This window comes from Winslowiella toletana, assembly GCF_032164335.1.
In the GTDB taxonomy this organism is placed as follows: Bacteria; Pseudomonadota; Gammaproteobacteria; order Enterobacterales; family Enterobacteriaceae; genus Erwinia; species Erwinia toletana_A.
Map to the genome: position 1 here is coordinate 1,289,458 of NZ_CP134152.1, position 17,358 is coordinate 1,306,815.

Here is a 17,358-nt window from a genome sequence, read left to right on the forward strand (position 1 = left end):
TGATAAATGAAAACTAAAAAAAGCAGATTAATTTCTGAGGCCACCCCTCAGCCTGCCCCCAGCATTAGCGATATTTCAGGCAACGAGTTTGCCGCTATTGTTCCGGTTATTTCCGGTCAGATTGGTGGGCGTGAAACCAATATTGTGAGCGGAACATCGTTACACAAAGCGTTGGGGGTAGAAACCAGACTGACTGACTGGATCAAGCGCCGCATTAGTGAGTATGGGTTTAAGGAGGGGACGGACTACATCATTGTTGAAAATTTGCGCTCCTCAAATTTGAGTAGCTCAAAGTCTCGCCAGCAAATCAGTCATGAATACCTTACGACGCTGAACATGGCCAAAGAACTGGCGATGGTGGAGCGCAGTGAGCAGGGCCGGGCCGTGCGCCGTTACTTCATCCAATGCGAAGAGGCGTTACAGCTTAGTGCGCCAGCGATAGCCGCCAAGTACCGACGCCAACTCAAAGCCCGTATCGGTGCCGCCAACATGTTCACGCCAATGTGTGCCGCGCTGGAGGCTGCCCGTGCTGAACAGGGTAAGCAGACTTTACCCCGTCACTATTCCAACGAGAGCAACATGATCGCCCGCATTGTATTGGGTGGCCTGACAGCTAAACAGTGGGCGCAGGTGAATGGCATTACCGGGGAACCACGCGATGCTATGAACGCCGTTCAACTGGAACACCTAACCTATCTGGAAGGCACAAACACCACCCTGATAGATATGGGCATGATCTATGACCAGCGTAAAGCTGAGTTAATGCGTCTGTCACAGCGATGGTTGGCTAAACGCCTGGAGGCAGACCATGCTTGATACAACCGTCCAGATGAAAGGCTTCCCGCTGGCTCGCCTGTTAGCAAAAGTTAGCCTAGGGAACCTCACAAAACCTGACATCCACTCAGCCGAAAATTTGGCTTTGTGCCTGACAGCGGCTAGCTCCATGCTGTGTAAGGTAGTGTCTTACACTAGTGGTGCGGGTTATCACAAACACTTAAAAAACCGCTTGCCCTCTCCGCAAACTTCGGACTATCCTCATCTTGCACTGGCAAAATCCAGTGCCGGGATTGGTCTCCCGGTAATCACAAAGGCGACACACGACGCGCCTGGCGTCTTTTTTTGTGTCCTCGATCTGTCTCACCCTTTTTTCAGCAATGCGGGTATAATCCGCGTCGCTTACAGAGTAATGGTGGGCTGGGTGGTGGCTTCTTCGGAAGCGCCGGTTTCCTTTGTGTCCGGTAAGACCAACTCCGCTCAGTCCACCACCAGCAAGATTGGTCTCTTCGGTGGTGGTTGCAAAAATCACACAAAGGAGGCTGCCACCATGGCTACTACCCTCATCCAAGCCACACCCAAATTTCAGTTTCGCTTTCTGGCTCTGTCACGCGCTGACATGCTGGCTAAACCGTGCCGCGTCTCCGTTGAGGCCGCCAGCGAGAAAGAAGCCCGCCGCGTTCTGGCACCCAATTTCATTCTTTCATTAGCTGCCCGCCTGCCGGTTCAGGAGGTGGCTCATGCGTGATAACAACCTTTCTTCGTACAAAGACAGCGTGCGCCGCGTTTTGGCTGTAGTTGGCCGTGAATCTGCGCCTCTTCCCGCCACGGCAGAGAACATTTCACGCGACCGACTGCTGCGTGCGCAGGCTGGTTTATGTCACCTGCTGACGGAAGTGATCCCCAACACATCCTCCGAGCTTCTGCGCGAAGAGGTTTATCGCTGGGTGGAAGAAATCCATAACCTGACCCGCTTTGAAGAGTGCGATGCGCAAAGAGAATCCAGGACGCACAAAGTCTCAGTCGATGCTGGCCGCAATTTTAAAGACAAGGAAGGGCAGGCCAAACAATGACGCTAATTACTAAAAACTTCCGACTTAATGCGCTGGCGAACCAGTATTCAACAGCAATTTATGACCATCTCAAACGGCAGAGCGGTGGCGACTGGTTCCCGATGGAAATTAAAGGCCAGCGGGTTGAGGTTGCCATTGTGGACGGTTCAGCCGGTATCAGGCTGCTGGTGGATAGCTATCTGCTTGAGCCGATAAAGCAGGAATATCCGCACTGGGAGGCACTGGCGGGCAATCTGCTGACCCTCTGCACAGACGGCGGCAGCCTCACTGAGCGCGGTGAAAGCATCTGGCAGAGCATGATTAATGACATGAGCACCTCTCTTTCTAAAGGGGAGGTGAGTTTCCATGCGTAACTATGACCTTATTCGGGAGACGACGACCGCCGCGGCTGACCGCTGGCCGATGGTACTGAGCCAGCTGGGCATTGACGTACACCATTCACCCCGCCAGCACACATCATGCCCCGCCTGTGGCGGTAAAGATCGCTTCCGTTTCGATGATAAAGGGCGCGGTAGTTTTTTCTGCAACCAGTGCGGCGCGGGTGATGGCTTAGACCTGATCCAGAAGGTTAATCAGTGCGGCACCACTGAGGCCGCCCGCATGGCGGCTGATGTGCTGGGTATTGATTACCGGGCGACAGAAACAGACCAGAAAGCCGCCAACCAGAGAAGGCAGCAGCTGGATGAGCAGCGCCACCAGCATGAGCAGGAGCGCCAGCAGAAGGAAGTCGAAGAAGCAAAACAGCGCCGCGAAAGCTTTGTGGGCCACTATCAGAGGCTCGCAGCGCAAACCAGGGCAGGCGAAAGCGAATATCTGATTGCCAGAGGGCTGAACGGCTTCACGCTGCCTGGCTTGCCCGATGGTTCAATTCTGCTGCCGCTGGTGGACGAATCCGGCGATGTGGCCGCAGCACAGACCATCACGCCGCAGGGTGAAAAGAAAGTGCTCTATGGCTCAGCCAAGCGCGGAGCGTGGCACCTCGTTAACCAGCCGCAGGAAGTGAAGGAAATCATCATTGGTGAAGGGCTGGCAACAACCCTCACCGCTCACCTAATGCGGCCTGATGCGCTGGCAGTGGTGGCGCTTGATGCCGGTAATCTGCCACCCGTCGCGGAGGCTATGCGCAGCCTGTATCCGAATGCCACGTTCATCATTGCCGGTGATAACGACTGGCATGAGCCAGGGGAACTTGATGCCAACGGTAAGCCGAAGGTGAACAGCGGCAAGGTGTTTGCTGAAAGAGCCGCCGAAGCCGTCAATGGCTCAGTGTCATTACCCCCGACCCGCTACAAAGCGGACTGGGACGATTACCGTCAGCAAAACGGACTGGAAGCAGCAGCAAAATATTTTGCATCTGGAATGTATCAACCGCAGGAGGAAAACATGGGCGCTCAACTGGAAGTGATTAAAGGCGGTAAAACAGCAGCGCCGGATCGTGATGCGCTCAAACCACGCATTGAAAGCCGTCAGGATGGTGTGTACTGGGTTGAGCCAAACACCGATAAGCAGACCGGTGAAATCATCAACCGCGAAAGCTGGCTGTGTTCCCCTCTACAGGTTATCGGCACCGGGCGCGATGATAAAGAGCAGTTTCTGATTCTGCGCTGGCAGGCATGGGGGCCAGACAGTGAAACCATACAGGCAATCCCGCTGGCTGACATCGGCGAACGTGAGGGATGGAGAACGCTCAAAGCTGGTGGCGTGAACGTCACAACCAAAAGCGGCCTGAGAGCGATTCTGGCGGACTGGCTACAGCGTAATGGATCACGAGAAGTCTGGAGAGTGGCGCATGCTACAGGGTGGCAGTGCGGTGCTTATATCATGCCGGATGGGGAGGTTATCGGCACACCCGATAAGCCAGTACTCTTCAATGGCCGCAGTTCTGCCGCAGCTGGTTACACCTGCCGGGGAAGCGCAGAGAGCTGGGGTCAAAATGTTGGGGCGCTGGCTGCCGGTAATTATTCGATGATGACAGGCGTTGCTGCCGCGCTAGCTGCGCCCCTGATTGGCCTGGCGGGTGCGGATGGCTTCGGCATTCACTTCTATGAGCAATCAAGCGCCGGTAAAACCACAACCGCGAACGTTGCCAGCAGCCTGTACGGTAATCCTGACCAGCTGCGCCTGACGTGGTATGGCACCGCATTAGGGCTGGCTAACGAAGCTGCCGCCCACAACGATGCGTTGATGCCGCTAGATGAGGTGGGGCAGGGCGCTGATCCAGTCAGCGTCTCACAGTCTGCCTATGCGCTGTTCAACGGTGTGGGGAAACTGCAGGGGGCCAAAGAAGGCGGCAACCGTGACCTGAAGCGCTGGCGCACCGTGGCTATCAGTACAGGTGAGATGGATTTAGAAACATTCATCGCTATGGCCGGGCGAAAAGCCAAAGCGGGCCAGCTGGTCAGGCTCCTGAATATACCGCTGAGTAAGGCTGTGAGATTCCACCAGCATGAGAACGGCAAACAGCACGCCGACGCGCTGAAGGATGCCTGGCAGAATCACCACGGCGCAGCAGGCCGGGAATGGATTAAGTGGTTAGCTGGCAATCAGCAACAGGCCACCGAGGCTGTCAGGGAGGCAGAGACGCGCTGGCGCGGCTTAATACCGGCAGAATACGGCGAGCAGGTTCATCGCGTGGGCGCTCGCTTTGCCATTCTTGAGGCTGCGCTGCTGATGGGGCGGGTTATCACGGGATGGGATGAGCAAACCTGCCGTGACGCCGTTCAGCACAGCTATAACGCATGGGTGAGAGAGTTTGGTACCGGCAACAAAGAGCATCAGCAAATCATTGCTCAGTGCGAAGCATTTCTGAACGCCAATGGCTTCAGCCGGTTCGCCCCATTCCCGTATGACCCTCAATCGCTACCAATCCGTGAGATGGCGGGCTATCGCGCCAGCGGCAGCCATGAAGATGATCCCATCGTGTTTTACACCTTCCCGGCAACGTTTGAGCAGGAGATCGCCAGCGGTTTCAACCCGAAGCAGTTCGCGCGCGTGCTGGTGGAAAGCGGAATGATGACACCACCAGCCAGCGGCAGAGGCTTTCAGCGTAAGTCACCGAGGATTAACAAGCGGCAGTACAACGTTTATGTCATCCAGTACCGGCCAGAGGATGAGGCAGGCGAGGATTAATCCTCACATGTGAGACAAATGTTGTTGGTTCAGTTGGTTCAGTTGGTTCATTTGTTTCCATGCTCTGATTTATAAAGAGTTTTATCTAAAAACTGAACCAACACTGAACCAACAAATGGCTGTTTTGAACCAACAAACTCAGCGTAATACATGTTTATTCAGGACGTCGCGCATGGTAAATGACAAAAAAGCAGAAGAACTTGAGGCGAAAGGCCTGTACAGAAGAGCGGCCTCTCGCTGGCTGGAAGTGTTTGACCAATGTGGCACTGAATCCGGTCGTGAATGGCTCAGAAACCGGCGTAATGAATGTCTGGCGAAGCGCGTCAGGCACGCTGTGGTTATCGAGTCATTTGGTGATGTGACCAGAGCGGCAGCAGACACACAGCGCAGGATGGGCTTAGCCAAGACGGGTGGTGAAGCATTCAGATTAAAAATGAAGTGAGTTATCCATCGAGGAAGACCGGAAAACAAAGGTGTAACAACAATTGCAATGTTAATAATTATTGATAGGATGTTTCCGATTGCAATTAATGGAAATATAAATAATGAAAAAGGTTTTGGCAGTGGCGCTTGGGGCGCTATTACTTTCGGGATGTACTGTGCGTGTTGCTGATATGACTGTCGCAAGTACCAAAAACTACAATCTGAACGCAGCTAAGTTTGAGAAAGGTGCTCGCGTTACCGGCGAAGATAAAGCGCCAATCGTAATTTTCCCTTTAGGTATTCCGAACGTTAAAACGGCGATGGATCATGCTATTGAGAAAGATAAGTGTGCGGTAGGACTGAGTGACGTGGTTATCTACCAGTTAAACCACGCCTTCCTCTTCGGCACCTACGGTTTCCGTGTTGAGGGAACGCAAATCATCGATAAATCACAGATGGGATGTGAAAACCACATCTGATCCTAAGCCACCTTCGGGTGGCTTTTTCTATGGGGCAAGGAAATGAAAAAGTCTATTCTGGCATGTCTTATATTTGTGTTCATTTTGACAGGATGTGGCCCAAAGGAGCTTTCTCCTGAAGAGAAACAAAAGGTCGAGCAACTCAAGGTGGAATTATCACAAACAGAAAGTGATATTTCGTCTGCGAATGCCGCAAATCAGAACTACTCTGGCGGGCTGATCAAGACATTAATCAGCGCCAGAGTGGAAATTCTCAAAACAAACCAGGCGCTAATTAAGCAGCGAATTGATGCTATTGAATCAGGCGCAAAAATAACAATGGATGTGCCAGGAGCAAAACCTGATGAGGCGACGGCTGAGTCAGTTAAGAGCGAAATAGATGCGTTAAATGCTCAGATTTCTCAGGCTAAAGCAGAAGCCAACCAGTATAGCGGTGGCCTGGTTCTTGCGATGAAACTGGCAGCAATCGCAACTCAGGAGCAAACCATGGCGATGCTTCAACAACGCTATTTGTCAGCCAAGTATGGACTTGCTAACGCTATGCCATCTGATTTGAAGCAGGGCAATGTTGCTGAAGCAAAGAAAATCGATAAACCAGCTCAGGCTAGCAATAATCAGCCATTACTCCCGCCGGGAGATGGGCCATTTGGCTTGGAGTCAGGTTTAAGCAAAAAGAATATCGAAGATATGACCGGTGAAGAGCTCAAGCCCTATGAGGGCGTGCCAAATCTCTATACGGTAAAATCTCCACCGAAAAAGAACGCTGAATTTGAGGGTTTTGGTCTATTAATTTCGCCAAAGTCTGGCCTATGCCAAATCAGAGCGTTAGGTAAAAATATTGATACAGACAGCTATGGACTTGCGCTCCAGTCAAAATACAAAGAGCTTATGGATTCTCTATCTTCAATCTATGGCAAACCTAAAAGTACCGATTTTTTACTTTCAGGTTCAATCTGGAAAGAACCTCAAGACTGGATGATGGCGCTAAACAAAAAGGAACGTTTCCTCTCAGCCCAATGGGAAGGATCGCCCGCAATACCTCTCAAAAACAAACTTGCATTGGTATCCATGGAAGCTAGAGCCAATAGCTCTGGCAAAGGGTATGTTTTCCTTCAGTATGATTTTGACAACATAGATGCTTGCAACGCGGAGATTGAGGACGTCAAGAAAAGCTCGTTATAAACCTTCTTCTCTATGTTGCTATATAAGCGCTTATAAAATTTTTCAGCCACACCTCGCTTCGGCGAGGTTTTTTATAAGTAAAAAATTCGATCGAAACGATCAAATCACCGTTTCATAAATCGGCATATAAAAAATAAGCATTTCACTTACTGCAATTATAATCACTGTATATTTATCAGGAGGTGATTATGATTCCGACTCGCGTTAAGCCCGTACTTCTCAGCATTGAACAACTCGAAGCACTTCGCAAAATTCAGGAGCAGGAGCGCGCCAAATCCGTGCTGGGCGTGGCTCCAACCATCCATGTTATTGCTCGCGGACTAATGGATAAAGCGCTCGCACAATTGGCGCAGGAGGCTTAATGGAACAACTTCAACGCCTAGCTGAAGCCATTGCAGAAACTTACATTCGCGATCTTCAGCGCGTTTGAGCAGATCCCATTTTAAATCAGGAGATATCACATGAATTTAGAACAGAAATTTGCAGTGTTAGAGGCCGAGTTAGCTGAGATTAAATCGCAGCTGAAAGCACCTGAAGAGCTGGCAAAGATTGTGCGTGAAACCACAATCGAAACGATTAAGAACGCCCAGCGCCCCGGTGGTTTGCTCCACAAAAAGTAATCTGAACGGTCGCAGGGACGCGACTCCTAGACAGCCGGCAAATTATTTTGCTGATTGGTTCGTTGAGAATGGTTAAGTGGTAACGAGTAATAGCGAGAGGTGGCATACACATGCCTGACAGCACGAAAGAACAGGCCAGTCGTGACAAGGGCGGCAAATGGAAGAAAGGAGCATCGGGTAATCCCGGTGGGCGCAGCAGCAAGGCGGCTGAGTTGAGACGCGTGCTGGAAGGTGGTGCTGATGATGCCGTTAAAACCATCATGGATGCGGCTAAAGATGGTGATATGGCAGCCTGCCGTCTCATCCTGGACAGAGTAGTCCCGCCGAGCAAGCCAGTATATCAGCCGGTTTCGTTTGAGCTGGACGATAGCGATTTACCTGCAGCGGCACGTTCTGTGGTGAAGGCGATCGCCGCAGGAGAACTGCCCGCCGACCAGGGGAAAATGATTCTGGATGGTCTGGCGAACATGGCGAAGATTATCGAAATTTCAGAGCTGGCTGAGCGTCTCGCTGAGCTGGAAAAAGCACAGGAGAGAAATCAATGAGCCTGCTAAGACGAATAGAAGCATTAGAGGCCACTATCGGCGCTCAGACCACCAGCAGCGGCCCCAATGAAATCTGGCTCATCGGTGTCAGCCCGGACGGCTCCCGCGAGTGTGGCGGCGGCTGGGTGAAGGATAAAGGGCAATTCCGTATTGCCACCACTGATGAGGCTCATCGACATAACTTAAACATCCTGCAGGCTGGTCATCATGAGTAATTTACTGGCGAGATTGAACCGGCTGGAAAAGGCCATGGTGACCAAAGATGGCGATGTGCAGGTGATTTCTGCACTGATGGATGAGTTAGCTGGTAATGCCCCTGCAGGGACTTATGAGTGCGCTGTTGAGAGGCTTTCTCGCCGCGGCAATTCATTCCCACAATCGGCAGAGCTGAAGGCGTTGCTGGTGGGTGACGGCAGCGAACAGATATAGCGCGATTAGCATTAAGGTTCGCACTAACTGCCCTACCCCATGAATACCTGACAAAAGTTAACTTTGAGGTGAAACGAGATGGACAGCAGAGCGGAACTACTCAAGCAGCTGAAAGCCTACCACCAGCGCCAAAAAGAGCGCTTCGACAGATGGCAGGCGTCAGGGTATCGACAAGAATTAAAGCCGATACATGAACCGATGCCGGATGAATTACTCCACATCCCATGCGCGGCGAAGACCAGAGCCGGAACGCCGTGCAAGCGAACTGACATCAGCACCAACGGGCGCTGCAAGTATCATGGTGGTCACAGTACGGGCGCATTAACAGCAGAAGGTAAAGCCCGTCAGCTGGAAGGCTATCGGCGTTGGCAGCAAGAAAGGGCAGGGAGCCTGTAGATGTTGGCATTCAAGCGGCCTGACCAGAAAGGGTTCACACGCAGCGAGAACGATAAATTGCTGATGACTATTTCAAGCGAAAAGTTAAAAGGCTTGCGAAAGCTCTATACCCACAACAAATTAAATCATTTATCAGCTTCGTTTTCTTTGGTAGTTAGGATGAGCTTAGTGGCACCTTCTAAAGATTTTGAAAGCTCAGCTTGGCTCATCCCGGTAGCTTTGAATTTGAAGCCATCCTTTTCTACTATGATTGACTTGTGTTTATGTCGCCGAGTAAAGGCCAAAATAGCACCAGCAACCGTAGTCCAGAAATACTCTGATTTGAGCACTAGGATTAGTATCTGCTTCACTTCTTCAGCACTATTGACGACAAAATCATAGCCGCTTCTTTTCTCTATAGAGCCTTTTAAATCAGGAACATATTTAATGTCGTTTTCTTTAAGAGTCGCGCAAAAAGCTACTGCTATTTCAGATGGTAAAGAAACTTTCAAAGGAGCTTTGTTCATAAAAATCACCTATGAGAAATGGGGGGCGAGACTTAGAGCCTTTAGTATTTTTTCCAAAGCCGCATTCTCAGCAATCATACTAAATTGTGTTTTTATGACATTGATGTAAATGATTGGACACGCGATATGGACAAGCGAGAGAGTAATCCTAATCGTGAGGCTCGAAAATCCTGACAGATGATCAGTGGTTCGTCGGATACCCATTGACGCCACAAGCCGTATTTAGCATAAAGAACACCTGAACGTTCACTGTAAAAAAGCCAGATGCGCAACGATTGACTGACAAAAAATAGAGATGACACTGCTACAATTGCCCGCCAGAGCAGTAAGCCCCTGGACAAGCACATGCTCTACACTATCCATATTAGAGTGACTTAGGTTCCACAGGCGAAAGAGCAGCATCGGCAGAGGATGAACGCGACGGGGTTCTGCTGGAAGAACCTCAGAGATTCAAACGGCAGCTTAAAATGTACGCGTATTGACGCCGTCATTGTTATAATATAAATAATTATACTGATCACACATACAGTAGCTATGACCGAACTGGTTACTGTAAAGTGAAAGAAGTTACTTTTAAGCCACTCATTGGATAGCCAGAAAACTATGTCACTACTTGATTTCGCATCACACAACTCATTCGAGCGAGCCGTGTCTCCTTTCCGGGAGATGGCTGCTTACGAGGCATTGTGGACGGAACAAGGCGCAACCTTCAAAACGATTGCCGATAAGTTTCGTCATGCTCACGGTGACCTCTTACCGTCTGAACTGGTTCCTGATAGCACGATCGATACCTTTAAATCGAAGCTGAAGAGCATTCTCGATAAATACAACGTTGAGGATTTTGGTGTGCGTGTGCATGGAGCTGGAGAATATCCAGAAAAGCTACGTGACGCTCGTCATCCCATAGAAGTTCTCTACTATCAGGGTTGGTGGGACTTAGTGAATACTCCTTCAGTGGCGGTAGTTGGTTCGCGCAAAGTATCTGAGGAAGGGGTGAGAAGGACACGTAAGTTGGTTAAGTGCCTAGTTAATGACGGGTTTACAATCGTGTCAGGTTTAGCTGAAGGCGTAGATACTTGTGCGCATCAAACCGCGCTGGAAATGGGTGGTAAAACCATTGCTGTTATAGGTACCCCACTTTCTCATAACTATCCAAAACAGAATGTTGGTCTGCAAAAGACGATTAGAGAAAACTATCTGCTTATCAGTCAGGTTCCATTCCAACGCTATCTGGATCAAGACTTTCGCAGTAATCGTATTTTCTTCCCAGAGCGTAACATAACGATGTCTGCCTTAACTAAAGCAACAATCATTATTGAGGCATCAGACACGTCCGGTACTCTGACACAAGCAAGAGCTGCGCTGGCGCAAGGCAGGAAGCTGTTTATTTTGGAATCATGTTTCCAAAACCCCTCTATCTCATGGCCTGCAAAGTATGAAGCTCAAGGTGCTATCAGAGTTAAGAGCTATGAAGATGTTCGGGAGCATCTGAAATGACATTCCGTTTAACCAAAATTGATGAGTTAAAACGTCCTGATCATCATCATCTTGACGATGAAGATAACTGCTATTTTTTTGGTGAGTACACCGCGCGTAAAGGTTTTAGGCATAGCGAAACTAACCAGCTAATTTGGAACTTAAAAAAAGGGAATGATAAGCGTGGTAGCTACGAATACCGGTTCAAGGGCCAAGCAATTCAGCAGGTGGCCACCTTAATTACTCAAACTATTGGCAACCTTCATGATTACACATTCGTACCAGTACCGCCGTCTAAATGCCGCACTGACCCAGCTTATGACGATCGGATCTCTGATATTTTAAGAGCCTGCCATCAACGTAACGGAAACCTACAGTTTCGCGAACTTGTTACACAGCGGTTATCAATGGGCGCGTCACACAATTCAGTGGCTCGTCCGTCGCCTGCTCAAATAGCTGCTAATTATCAATTCGATCAAACAATCACAGTTGGCATTAGAAATACAATTGTCATTTTTGATGATGTCCTCACCGCAGGTAGCCACTTCAAAGCTATGAAAGATACCATACGGTACCATCTACCAAACGTGGGAATTATGGGCCTGTTTATCGCTAGGACTGAAAGACATTCAGACTTGATAGCTGATTCCGATTTAGAGGATTAGTAGCCATCATGCACGCTTTGAATCTCTTCTCTTCCACGCACTAAATATGTCCTTATCCCATGCCTTGCCTGCCTTAGTCTGATAGCCAGCGTCGTTAAGCCGTTCTGCGATGATGCGACCATTATTAAACCCCTGCGCGATTGCCTCTTCCACAACATGGATCACGGCCTGTTCATCGTATTGTAAAGGAGGGATACCTTGCTTTCCGCCAATCAGAGCAGCCGCCGCGATCTCCATTCGTTCCACCAGCGCCATTATGCGCGCGTTAGGGTTGCTTTCTGGCCGGTTCAGCTTTTGGCGGGCAGCATCGACCAGCCAAGCAGTTTTATCGCCACCAGCGGCATTTACAGCACTGGTAAAAGCTTCGCTTAAATCACTAGGTACGCGGAAGGTAACAGACAGAGATTTGCTCATAACACACCAAGTTGGAGGAACAGGCGGCTATTTTAGCACCGTAAGACAGTGTAAAACATTAAAATGTGTTGGTTTAGAATGCCCTGTTGTTGGTTCAATTGGAGATTGTGTTGGTTCACTTTTTTTAAATTAATACTTTTAAAACAACCATCTTTACAAATTGAACGAACTGAACCAACTGAACGACACGTTTTTGCTTAATTATATAGAGAGAAAAATCCGCATCTTTCTTACAATAAGGAAGCGTCATTAGCAAAGCTAATAATCCGTACTCACTACTGCGTTATCTTCTAACTTACCCGAACCGCTTCCCCGTCAATCGCGTTTAACTTGCCGCTATCGTCCCGCATAACCAAACATAAACCGGGAAGACCGTAACGGGAACAGTTACACCATACGCCTTTGCCTGCTCCCGACTGTGTGCTGTCCTGTCGCTGCTCATAGCTGGTTACCTTTTCCAGCAGCCCATTATTAACCATCGCCTCCAGCGTTCGCCTGGCTGATTCCAAATGATGTCGTGATTTGAATGAGTCCATGCCACTGAGCAGATATGCGACCCCGGATACATCGAACGGCGGCGCACCAATCTCACACGTTACCCACTCGCGGTGCTCAAGTTCGAAGAAACTCAGTATCTCTTTTTTACGGCTGGTCATTCTCATGGCTGGTGGCTTCCTTAATGTAGGAAAGATCTATCATACAATAAGGGTTTCAGCTTATTGCGTTATGCAGTGAGTTGAATACGCCTGTTGTGGATAAAAAATAGCCAAAATGAGTTGTCACAAAAACATTTGGGGGTATCTTTGGGGGTATGTGTGATTTTGAAACTGATAAATACTTTTATTTAACATTGGTTTGTTGGTTATTATCCAATCCTGTAGGGGGTACCAATACAATTCAATGAGTTACCTTCCTTCTCCTGATTTCAAATTTACCCCGTGGGACAAATTTGGGACAGAGACATTAAAAATCGCATCAATATGTCGTGCATGCTCGGTTGAGTGGTTCGGTGCCAAATGAGCATAATGCTGTACCTGCGTAATACAGTCCGTCTGCCGTCGGGTTTTTCAGGACGGTTTTCCAGTATTTGTAGCTGCTGCGATGAATCCAGAACACATGGTAGAGTGTGGCCACAGGTTAACGCGCCCTAAGTTTCCCGATTATCGAGAACTGTTCGGGGAGGCTTTTGGCGTTTTTCCCTGACGCTCATCACGCAGTTGTTTTACCCATTTTGTCATCGTAGAAAGGCCAACGTCCATAGCCCTGGCGGCGTCAGAGACGGTGTAATTTAAGGCTGACGACAAGAAGCCGGAATGGGATGAATAGAACCGCTTCCAAAAATAACATTTATGGGAGAAAAGGGGTCTGCTGGTGCAAGCGTAATGATAAATGTATTGCTTACATTATGCGCAACCAAAAACAAAAGAGCCTTGGGTATATCGAGAATATTCACGATGCAATTCGCTCGCGCGAGTCAGCGGAAATAACATCTGTTGAGTCTTTTAACCCGACAACGATGCTGCTATTACCAATAGTCACTTAATCAATACAAAACAGCGTTTGAAAAACTGAGAGCCACTTTCACAACGGCTCTCTAAGTCTTATGGAATGCTTCACAGCTTAGGGATATTTAAACACATTTGAAAGTCAGGCGAGCAACGCCATTAACGAGTAAGTGTGTATCAATATCAGTTTTCACTTCTTGCATGGATTTATTTTGTACCCGACAAAAGTCAGTAGCTTTTTTAGTTGCAGTGCCAATAGCACCTGGAATACGACCTGCAGCAGGCGCGGCTTCAACTTCGGTGAGATAGTCTCCATTATCCAGCTTTTTGATATCTGACTGATACGTTAAGCCCAGGCCTTGAAACTGTGTTTTATCGTTTTGCACAGAACATCCGCTTAAAAAAGCACCAATTAAAACGGTAGCAGCAATGATTGAAATTTTCATGTTAAGAATAGTCCTTATATATTTTGTTAGACGCTATATTACAAACCAGAATTAAACATTAAATAAACTGAATGCTGTATATATATTGGCATAACGCTATCATATTGAATATATTGACTTTATGAAAAAAGAATTGATACGGGCCAGGTAGGCAGCCTTAACTGCTGAGACGACGCAATCATCAAACAGTCCTCATCCCAGGGCGCATTTAAGCGTGCGCCCAATGATGAACCAGGAGAGTAATATGCCTGACCACTGCAAAATCACCGTAATACTCAATCAGGCGAGAGTGACGAAGGATTAATCAATCGTATCCAGCCTGAGATGGCCTGTGGCCTTTACTCTATTGCGCTGGCCGATAGCTCTTGGGCTTATAAAGAGATCCGTTTTAGTTCCACGCACTGTTTGAGATCCCGGCCAGATGATATTGTAGCCAGTATTCCTCCGCCGCCAGGTTTTCAGTAATTCATGCGGAGGTTCACAGTTAACCTCTGACAGCCATCTTTCAGTGATTTCCCGTACTTCATTCAGGATTGTGAACAGATAAATCATGGACTTCTGTTCGGTAAGTGCGGTTAAGCATTTCTATATAGTATTCTGTGTCGGCTTTTCTCGTCTGATAAATCCCAGTTTTACAGCGTACAGTGATAAAGCGTTATGCTCAGGTTCAGTGCCCGGCATGCCTGACGAATACTGAGGCAGAATGTCGTGGTAAGATGCTTAACCAGTTCACGCTTAAGGCTGGTTTTAACGTTTTTTTCGATGACATCTTTGAATGCACGACACTCCAGACTCAGGTCAACACACATCTGCTTAAGACATTGGTTTACGTTTTCAAGGTCTTTTGTCTTATTAATATCAGACGCTTCCATGTCACCTTACTTAGATTTCCAGTTGTAGTAAGCCGCTTCAGAGATACCGTCCTCATGGCAGATATCTTTCACGGCTCGTCCGGCTACAATCGATTTAATTACAGTGATGATCTGATGCTCAATAAAAAGAGCTTTACGCATAGCGATCTCCTTCGTTGGCGGGATGAGTACGCTGGAAGACACCTAAATATGAATGGCACGATTACAGAGGGTACAACATGATCGTTAGTAAAAGATTATGTGATATTAACCACGAAAAAAGAAAGGTATTAAATGTCAATACATTTTATATAAAAAGAGATATATCACATACAATTCTTGTAGTGTAGATAAAAAGTTTACATTATTTATTATATGCAGAATTTAAAACTATGAATAGATTAGCGCGCTAATTTAGAAGTGCGTTTTGTTCAAAAAAAATACGCTTATTGAGCGCTTTACGCGAAACGGGCCGGTTTACAGTGGTTAAAAAAAAGATAACTGAGTGTTATAGTTTTTATGGGAAATTAATTAGGCAGCGAATCTGTAGCAATGGAGTGCCAGATGAATTCAATGATTTACAGTGCTGAATGTGGTGGGACCTTGGGGGAAATTTTTCAAGGCCCTATGTTTACAAAGGAAGGGACTGAAATATCAATAATTTCAGCATTATCGAAAAACATGACAAAAGCAGTATTCCGTCCTGGCGAATATTGTAACCTTGAATCTTTAGGCAAAATTAAAGTAAAAAAAACTTTATCAAACTTCTTCGAAAAAGTTTCAACTTCAAGAATTGAAGGGCAGTGGCATTTTGATAGTGACATAGTTATCGGTGCAGGTATGTCGAGTTCTACAGCGGATATCATAGCCAGTCTGAGATGCATTTGTAGAGCATTAGATATTATACCAACACTTGATAACTTTATTGAATGCCTCAAAGATGTCGAGCGTTCTGATTCGGTTTACATTGATGTTCCTTGCATGTACATGAGTCAGCAGCAAAAAATTGTTGATTTATATAGACCTATAGGAAAAATATATTGTATTTATGCTCTTGAACAAAAAAGAATAGATACTTCAAAAACACGTGAAATTTTAATTTCACATTATAATGATGAAGTTAAGAGTTATTCCGAGTTGTCTAGAAAAGTTCGTGAGTCTTTTTTTGATTCTAATAAAATTCAAGTCATAAATTGTTCAACCCATAGTGCAGATTTATCTCAAGGTGTTATTCCTAAAAAATCATATCACAGCCTTAAAAGTAAACTAAAGAATGCCAGCGCGGATGGAATGATTGTTGCTCATACAGGTTCACTCATAGGATACCTATATGCATCGAAACCAGATGATAAAAATATAGCCTTTGCAAAGGATATATTTGAAGAACAGGGATTGCAAGCCTGTTATGGGGAGATTTTTGATGTTTAGTCATATTGCAGATGCATTAAAAACACCCGACATCGTAAAATTAAAAAATAATTTGTACATTGCTCGTTTTGAGTCAATGAAAATTTTTTCTACACTCCATGCAGTTGGGAAGCTTTTAGAGAATGGAGTCATAAATTCCAACACTACCCTCATTGATAGCTCAAGTGGAATTTATGCTTATGCATTGGCATTGGCTTGCCATAAGTATGGTTTGGATTGTCATATTGTTGCCTCGAAGGCAGTCGACACTTCAATGAGGATTCAATTACAACTTCTCGGAGCTTATGTAGAAGGAGTCCCTTCTGCGGGAAGCCTAAAACACGATCAAAATTGTCGAGTTGAAAAAGTAGAGAAATTAATAAAGGAAAGAAAAAATTATTATTGGATGCAACAATATCATAACGATATTCATTATTGCGGCTATGAAGAGTTCGCTAAAATTATAATAGAAGAACTTGATTGTAAGGAGATTACGGTCGTAGGTGGTGTGGGTTCTGGATGTTCAACAGGTGCTGTTGGAATCTATTTAAGACAGAAAAATGTTACAGTTAATCTCTGTGGTATTCAACCTTTTGGTAGTATTACATTCGGATCGCAAGAAGTTGAAGATCCAGAAATTATAATTGCTGGTATCGGTAGTGCCATAGATTTTCAGAATGTCAAATATAATAATTATGATTCGATAGATTGGCTTTCATTTGATGTTTGTCTTAGTGGAACGATTGAGCTGATGAGAAAGCATGCAGTGTTTGCTGGTCTTTCTAGCGGAGGAAGCTACTGCGTTGGAAGCCGAGAAGTCCGCTTAAGGCCTGATATTCCCTGTCTCATTATAGCACCCGACACAGGACACAGATATGTGGAAACTGTTTTTACCCGGCATGAGGAAGCTAAGGAAGTCGATTTATTCGAGCCTGTAATTATAAGTGCTTCGAGTGAGCTTTCTCTACCTTGGTCCAGATACCAGTGGAATAGAAAAAATAAACAACATTTGAATGAATTTTTATCAAAACGATGAGG

Annotated in this window: 22 protein-coding genes and 3 pseudogenes; 18 read left to right on the forward strand and 7 right to left on the reverse strand. The window is 46.9% G+C overall.

Annotated elements, in window-relative coordinates; genetic code table 11:
* Positions 1-6 precede the first annotated feature (6 nt).
* The 14 genes from RIN69_RS06005 (at position 7) to RIN69_RS06070 (ending at position 9,050) form a co-directional block, all read left to right on the forward strand.
* Positions 7-816: an antA/AntB antirepressor family protein gene (locus tag RIN69_RS06005; protein ID WP_313856227.1), complete on the forward strand. Its 810-nt coding sequence runs from the start codon at positions 7-9 to the stop codon at positions 814-816.
* Positions 809-1,522, forward strand: coding sequence for a host cell division inhibitor Icd-like protein (locus RIN69_RS06010; protein WP_313856228.1), 714 nt, complete (start codon positions 809-811; stop codon positions 1,520-1,522). The genes RIN69_RS06005 and RIN69_RS06010 overlap by 8 nt, the downstream gene beginning before the upstream one ends.
* Complete coding sequence (locus tag RIN69_RS06015) at positions 1,515-1,847, forward strand: transcriptional regulator (RefSeq protein WP_313856229.1); 333 nt, start codon at positions 1,515-1,517, stop codon at positions 1,845-1,847. Before RIN69_RS06010 ends, RIN69_RS06015 begins: the two co-directional genes overlap by 8 nt.
* On the forward strand, positions 1,844-2,200 hold the full coding sequence (locus tag RIN69_RS06020; protein ID WP_313856230.1) for a hypothetical protein: 357 nt from the start codon (positions 1,844-1,846) through the stop codon (positions 2,198-2,200). The genes RIN69_RS06015 and RIN69_RS06020 overlap by 4 nt, the downstream gene beginning before the upstream one ends.
* Entirely contained in the window at positions 2,193-4,976 is a 2,784-nt protein-coding gene (locus tag RIN69_RS06025) for a DUF927 domain-containing protein (RefSeq protein ID WP_313856232.1), read from the forward strand. The genes RIN69_RS06020 and RIN69_RS06025 overlap by 8 nt, the downstream gene beginning before the upstream one ends.
* Positions 4,977-5,148: 172 nt before the next feature.
* Positions 5,149-5,418 (forward strand): PerC family transcriptional regulator, encoded by a 270-nt coding sequence (locus RIN69_RS06030; protein WP_313856234.1) that lies wholly within the window; start codon positions 5,149-5,151, stop codon positions 5,416-5,418.
* A 103-nt stretch (positions 5,419-5,521) separates the two neighbouring features.
* Positions 5,522-5,878 carry a hypothetical protein gene (locus RIN69_RS06035; RefSeq protein ID WP_033752613.1) on the forward strand — a complete coding sequence of 119 codons (357 nt, stop codon included), beginning with the start codon at positions 5,522-5,524 and terminating at the stop codon, positions 5,876-5,878.
* 42 nt (positions 5,879-5,920) lie between these two features.
* Positions 5,921-7,060, forward strand: a complete 1,140-nt coding sequence (locus tag RIN69_RS06040) for a hypothetical protein (protein ID WP_313856235.1) — start codon at positions 5,921-5,923, stop codon at positions 7,058-7,060.
* 188 nt (positions 7,061-7,248) lie between these two features.
* The gene (locus tag RIN69_RS06045) at positions 7,249-7,422 is read left to right on the forward strand and encodes a hypothetical protein (protein WP_313856237.1); all 174 of its coding nucleotides are present in this window, start codon (positions 7,249-7,251) and stop codon (positions 7,420-7,422) included.
* 99 nt (positions 7,423-7,521) lie between these two features.
* A complete protein-coding gene (locus tag RIN69_RS06050) occupies positions 7,522-7,680 on the forward strand; it encodes a hypothetical protein (protein ID WP_313856239.1) in 159 nt (52 codons plus the stop codon).
* Between the two features lie 110 nt (positions 7,681-7,790).
* On the forward strand, positions 7,791-8,225 hold the full coding sequence (locus RIN69_RS06055) for a hypothetical protein (RefSeq protein ID WP_313856240.1): 435 nt from the start codon (positions 7,791-7,793) through the stop codon (positions 8,223-8,225).
* Positions 8,222-8,440 (forward strand): hypothetical protein, encoded by a 219-nt coding sequence (locus tag RIN69_RS06060; protein ID WP_313856241.1) that lies wholly within the window; start codon positions 8,222-8,224, stop codon positions 8,438-8,440. The genes RIN69_RS06055 and RIN69_RS06060 overlap by 4 nt, the downstream gene beginning before the upstream one ends.
* Entirely contained in the window at positions 8,433-8,654 is a 222-nt protein-coding gene (locus RIN69_RS06065) for a hypothetical protein (protein ID WP_313856242.1), read from the forward strand. The genes RIN69_RS06060 and RIN69_RS06065 overlap by 8 nt, the downstream gene beginning before the upstream one ends.
* A 78-nt stretch (positions 8,655-8,732) precedes the next feature.
* Positions 8,733-9,050 (forward strand): HGGxSTG domain-containing protein, encoded by a 318-nt coding sequence (locus RIN69_RS06070; RefSeq protein WP_313856243.1) that lies wholly within the window; start codon positions 8,733-8,735, stop codon positions 9,048-9,050.
* 125 nt (positions 9,051-9,175) lie between these two features.
* Here RIN69_RS06070 and RIN69_RS06075 read toward each other — a convergent pair whose 3' ends face one another.
* Entirely contained in the window at positions 9,176-9,556 is a 381-nt protein-coding gene (locus tag RIN69_RS06075; RefSeq protein ID WP_313856245.1) for a hypothetical protein, read from the reverse strand.
* A gap of 603 nt (positions 9,557-10,159) precedes the next feature.
* Between RIN69_RS06075 and RIN69_RS06080 the strand changes: the two genes are divergently transcribed.
* Together RIN69_RS06080 and RIN69_RS06085 are read left to right on the forward strand one after the other, a co-directional pair.
* Complete coding sequence (locus RIN69_RS06080; RefSeq protein WP_313856246.1) at positions 10,160-11,053, forward strand: DNA-processing protein DprA; 894 nt, start codon at positions 10,160-10,162, stop codon at positions 11,051-11,053.
* On the forward strand, positions 11,050-11,697 hold the full coding sequence (locus RIN69_RS06085) for a hypothetical protein (RefSeq protein ID WP_313856248.1): 648 nt from the start codon (positions 11,050-11,052) through the stop codon (positions 11,695-11,697). Before RIN69_RS06080 ends, RIN69_RS06085 begins: the two co-directional genes overlap by 4 nt.
* A 6-nt stretch (positions 11,698-11,703) precedes the next feature.
* On the opposite strand, the gene RIN69_RS06090 is transcribed toward RIN69_RS06085, so the two are convergent.
* From RIN69_RS06090 to RIN69_RS06115, 6 genes and pseudogenes are all read right to left on the reverse strand, one after another.
* Complete coding sequence (locus RIN69_RS06090) at positions 11,704-12,111, reverse strand: hypothetical protein (RefSeq protein ID WP_313856250.1); 408 nt, start codon at positions 12,109-12,111, stop codon at positions 11,704-11,706.
* 290 nt (positions 12,112-12,401) lie between these two features.
* A complete protein-coding gene (locus tag RIN69_RS06095; RefSeq protein ID WP_313856251.1) occupies positions 12,402-12,773 on the reverse strand; it encodes a hypothetical protein in 372 nt (123 codons plus the stop codon).
* A 243-nt stretch (positions 12,774-13,016) separates the two neighbouring features.
* Positions 13,017-13,145, reverse strand: a pseudogene (locus tag RIN69_RS06100) (integrase); the annotation flags it as partial.
* A 2-nt stretch (positions 13,146-13,147) separates the two neighbouring features.
* Positions 13,148-13,400: pseudogene (locus RIN69_RS06105) on the reverse strand (IS3 family transposase); the annotation flags it as partial.
* A gap of 341 nt (positions 13,401-13,741) precedes the next feature.
* The gene (locus tag RIN69_RS06110; RefSeq protein ID WP_313856252.1) at positions 13,742-14,062 is read right to left on the reverse strand and encodes a hypothetical protein; all 321 of its coding nucleotides are present in this window, start codon (positions 14,060-14,062) and stop codon (positions 13,742-13,744) included.
* A gap of 388 nt (positions 14,063-14,450) precedes the next feature.
* Positions 14,451-15,075 (reverse strand): annotated as a pseudogene (locus RIN69_RS06115) (transposase).
* 402 nt (positions 15,076-15,477) lie between these two features.
* On the opposite strand from RIN69_RS06115, the gene RIN69_RS06120 reads away from it, so the two are divergent.
* Entirely contained in the window at positions 15,478-16,341 is an 864-nt protein-coding gene (locus RIN69_RS06120; RefSeq protein ID WP_313856253.1) for a GHMP family kinase ATP-binding protein, read from the forward strand.
* Positions 16,334-17,356, forward strand: a complete 1,023-nt coding sequence (locus tag RIN69_RS06125; protein WP_313856254.1) for a pyridoxal-phosphate dependent enzyme — start codon at positions 16,334-16,336, stop codon at positions 17,354-17,356. The genes RIN69_RS06120 and RIN69_RS06125 overlap by 8 nt, the downstream gene beginning before the upstream one ends.
* Positions 17,357-17,358: the final 2 nt, after the last annotated feature.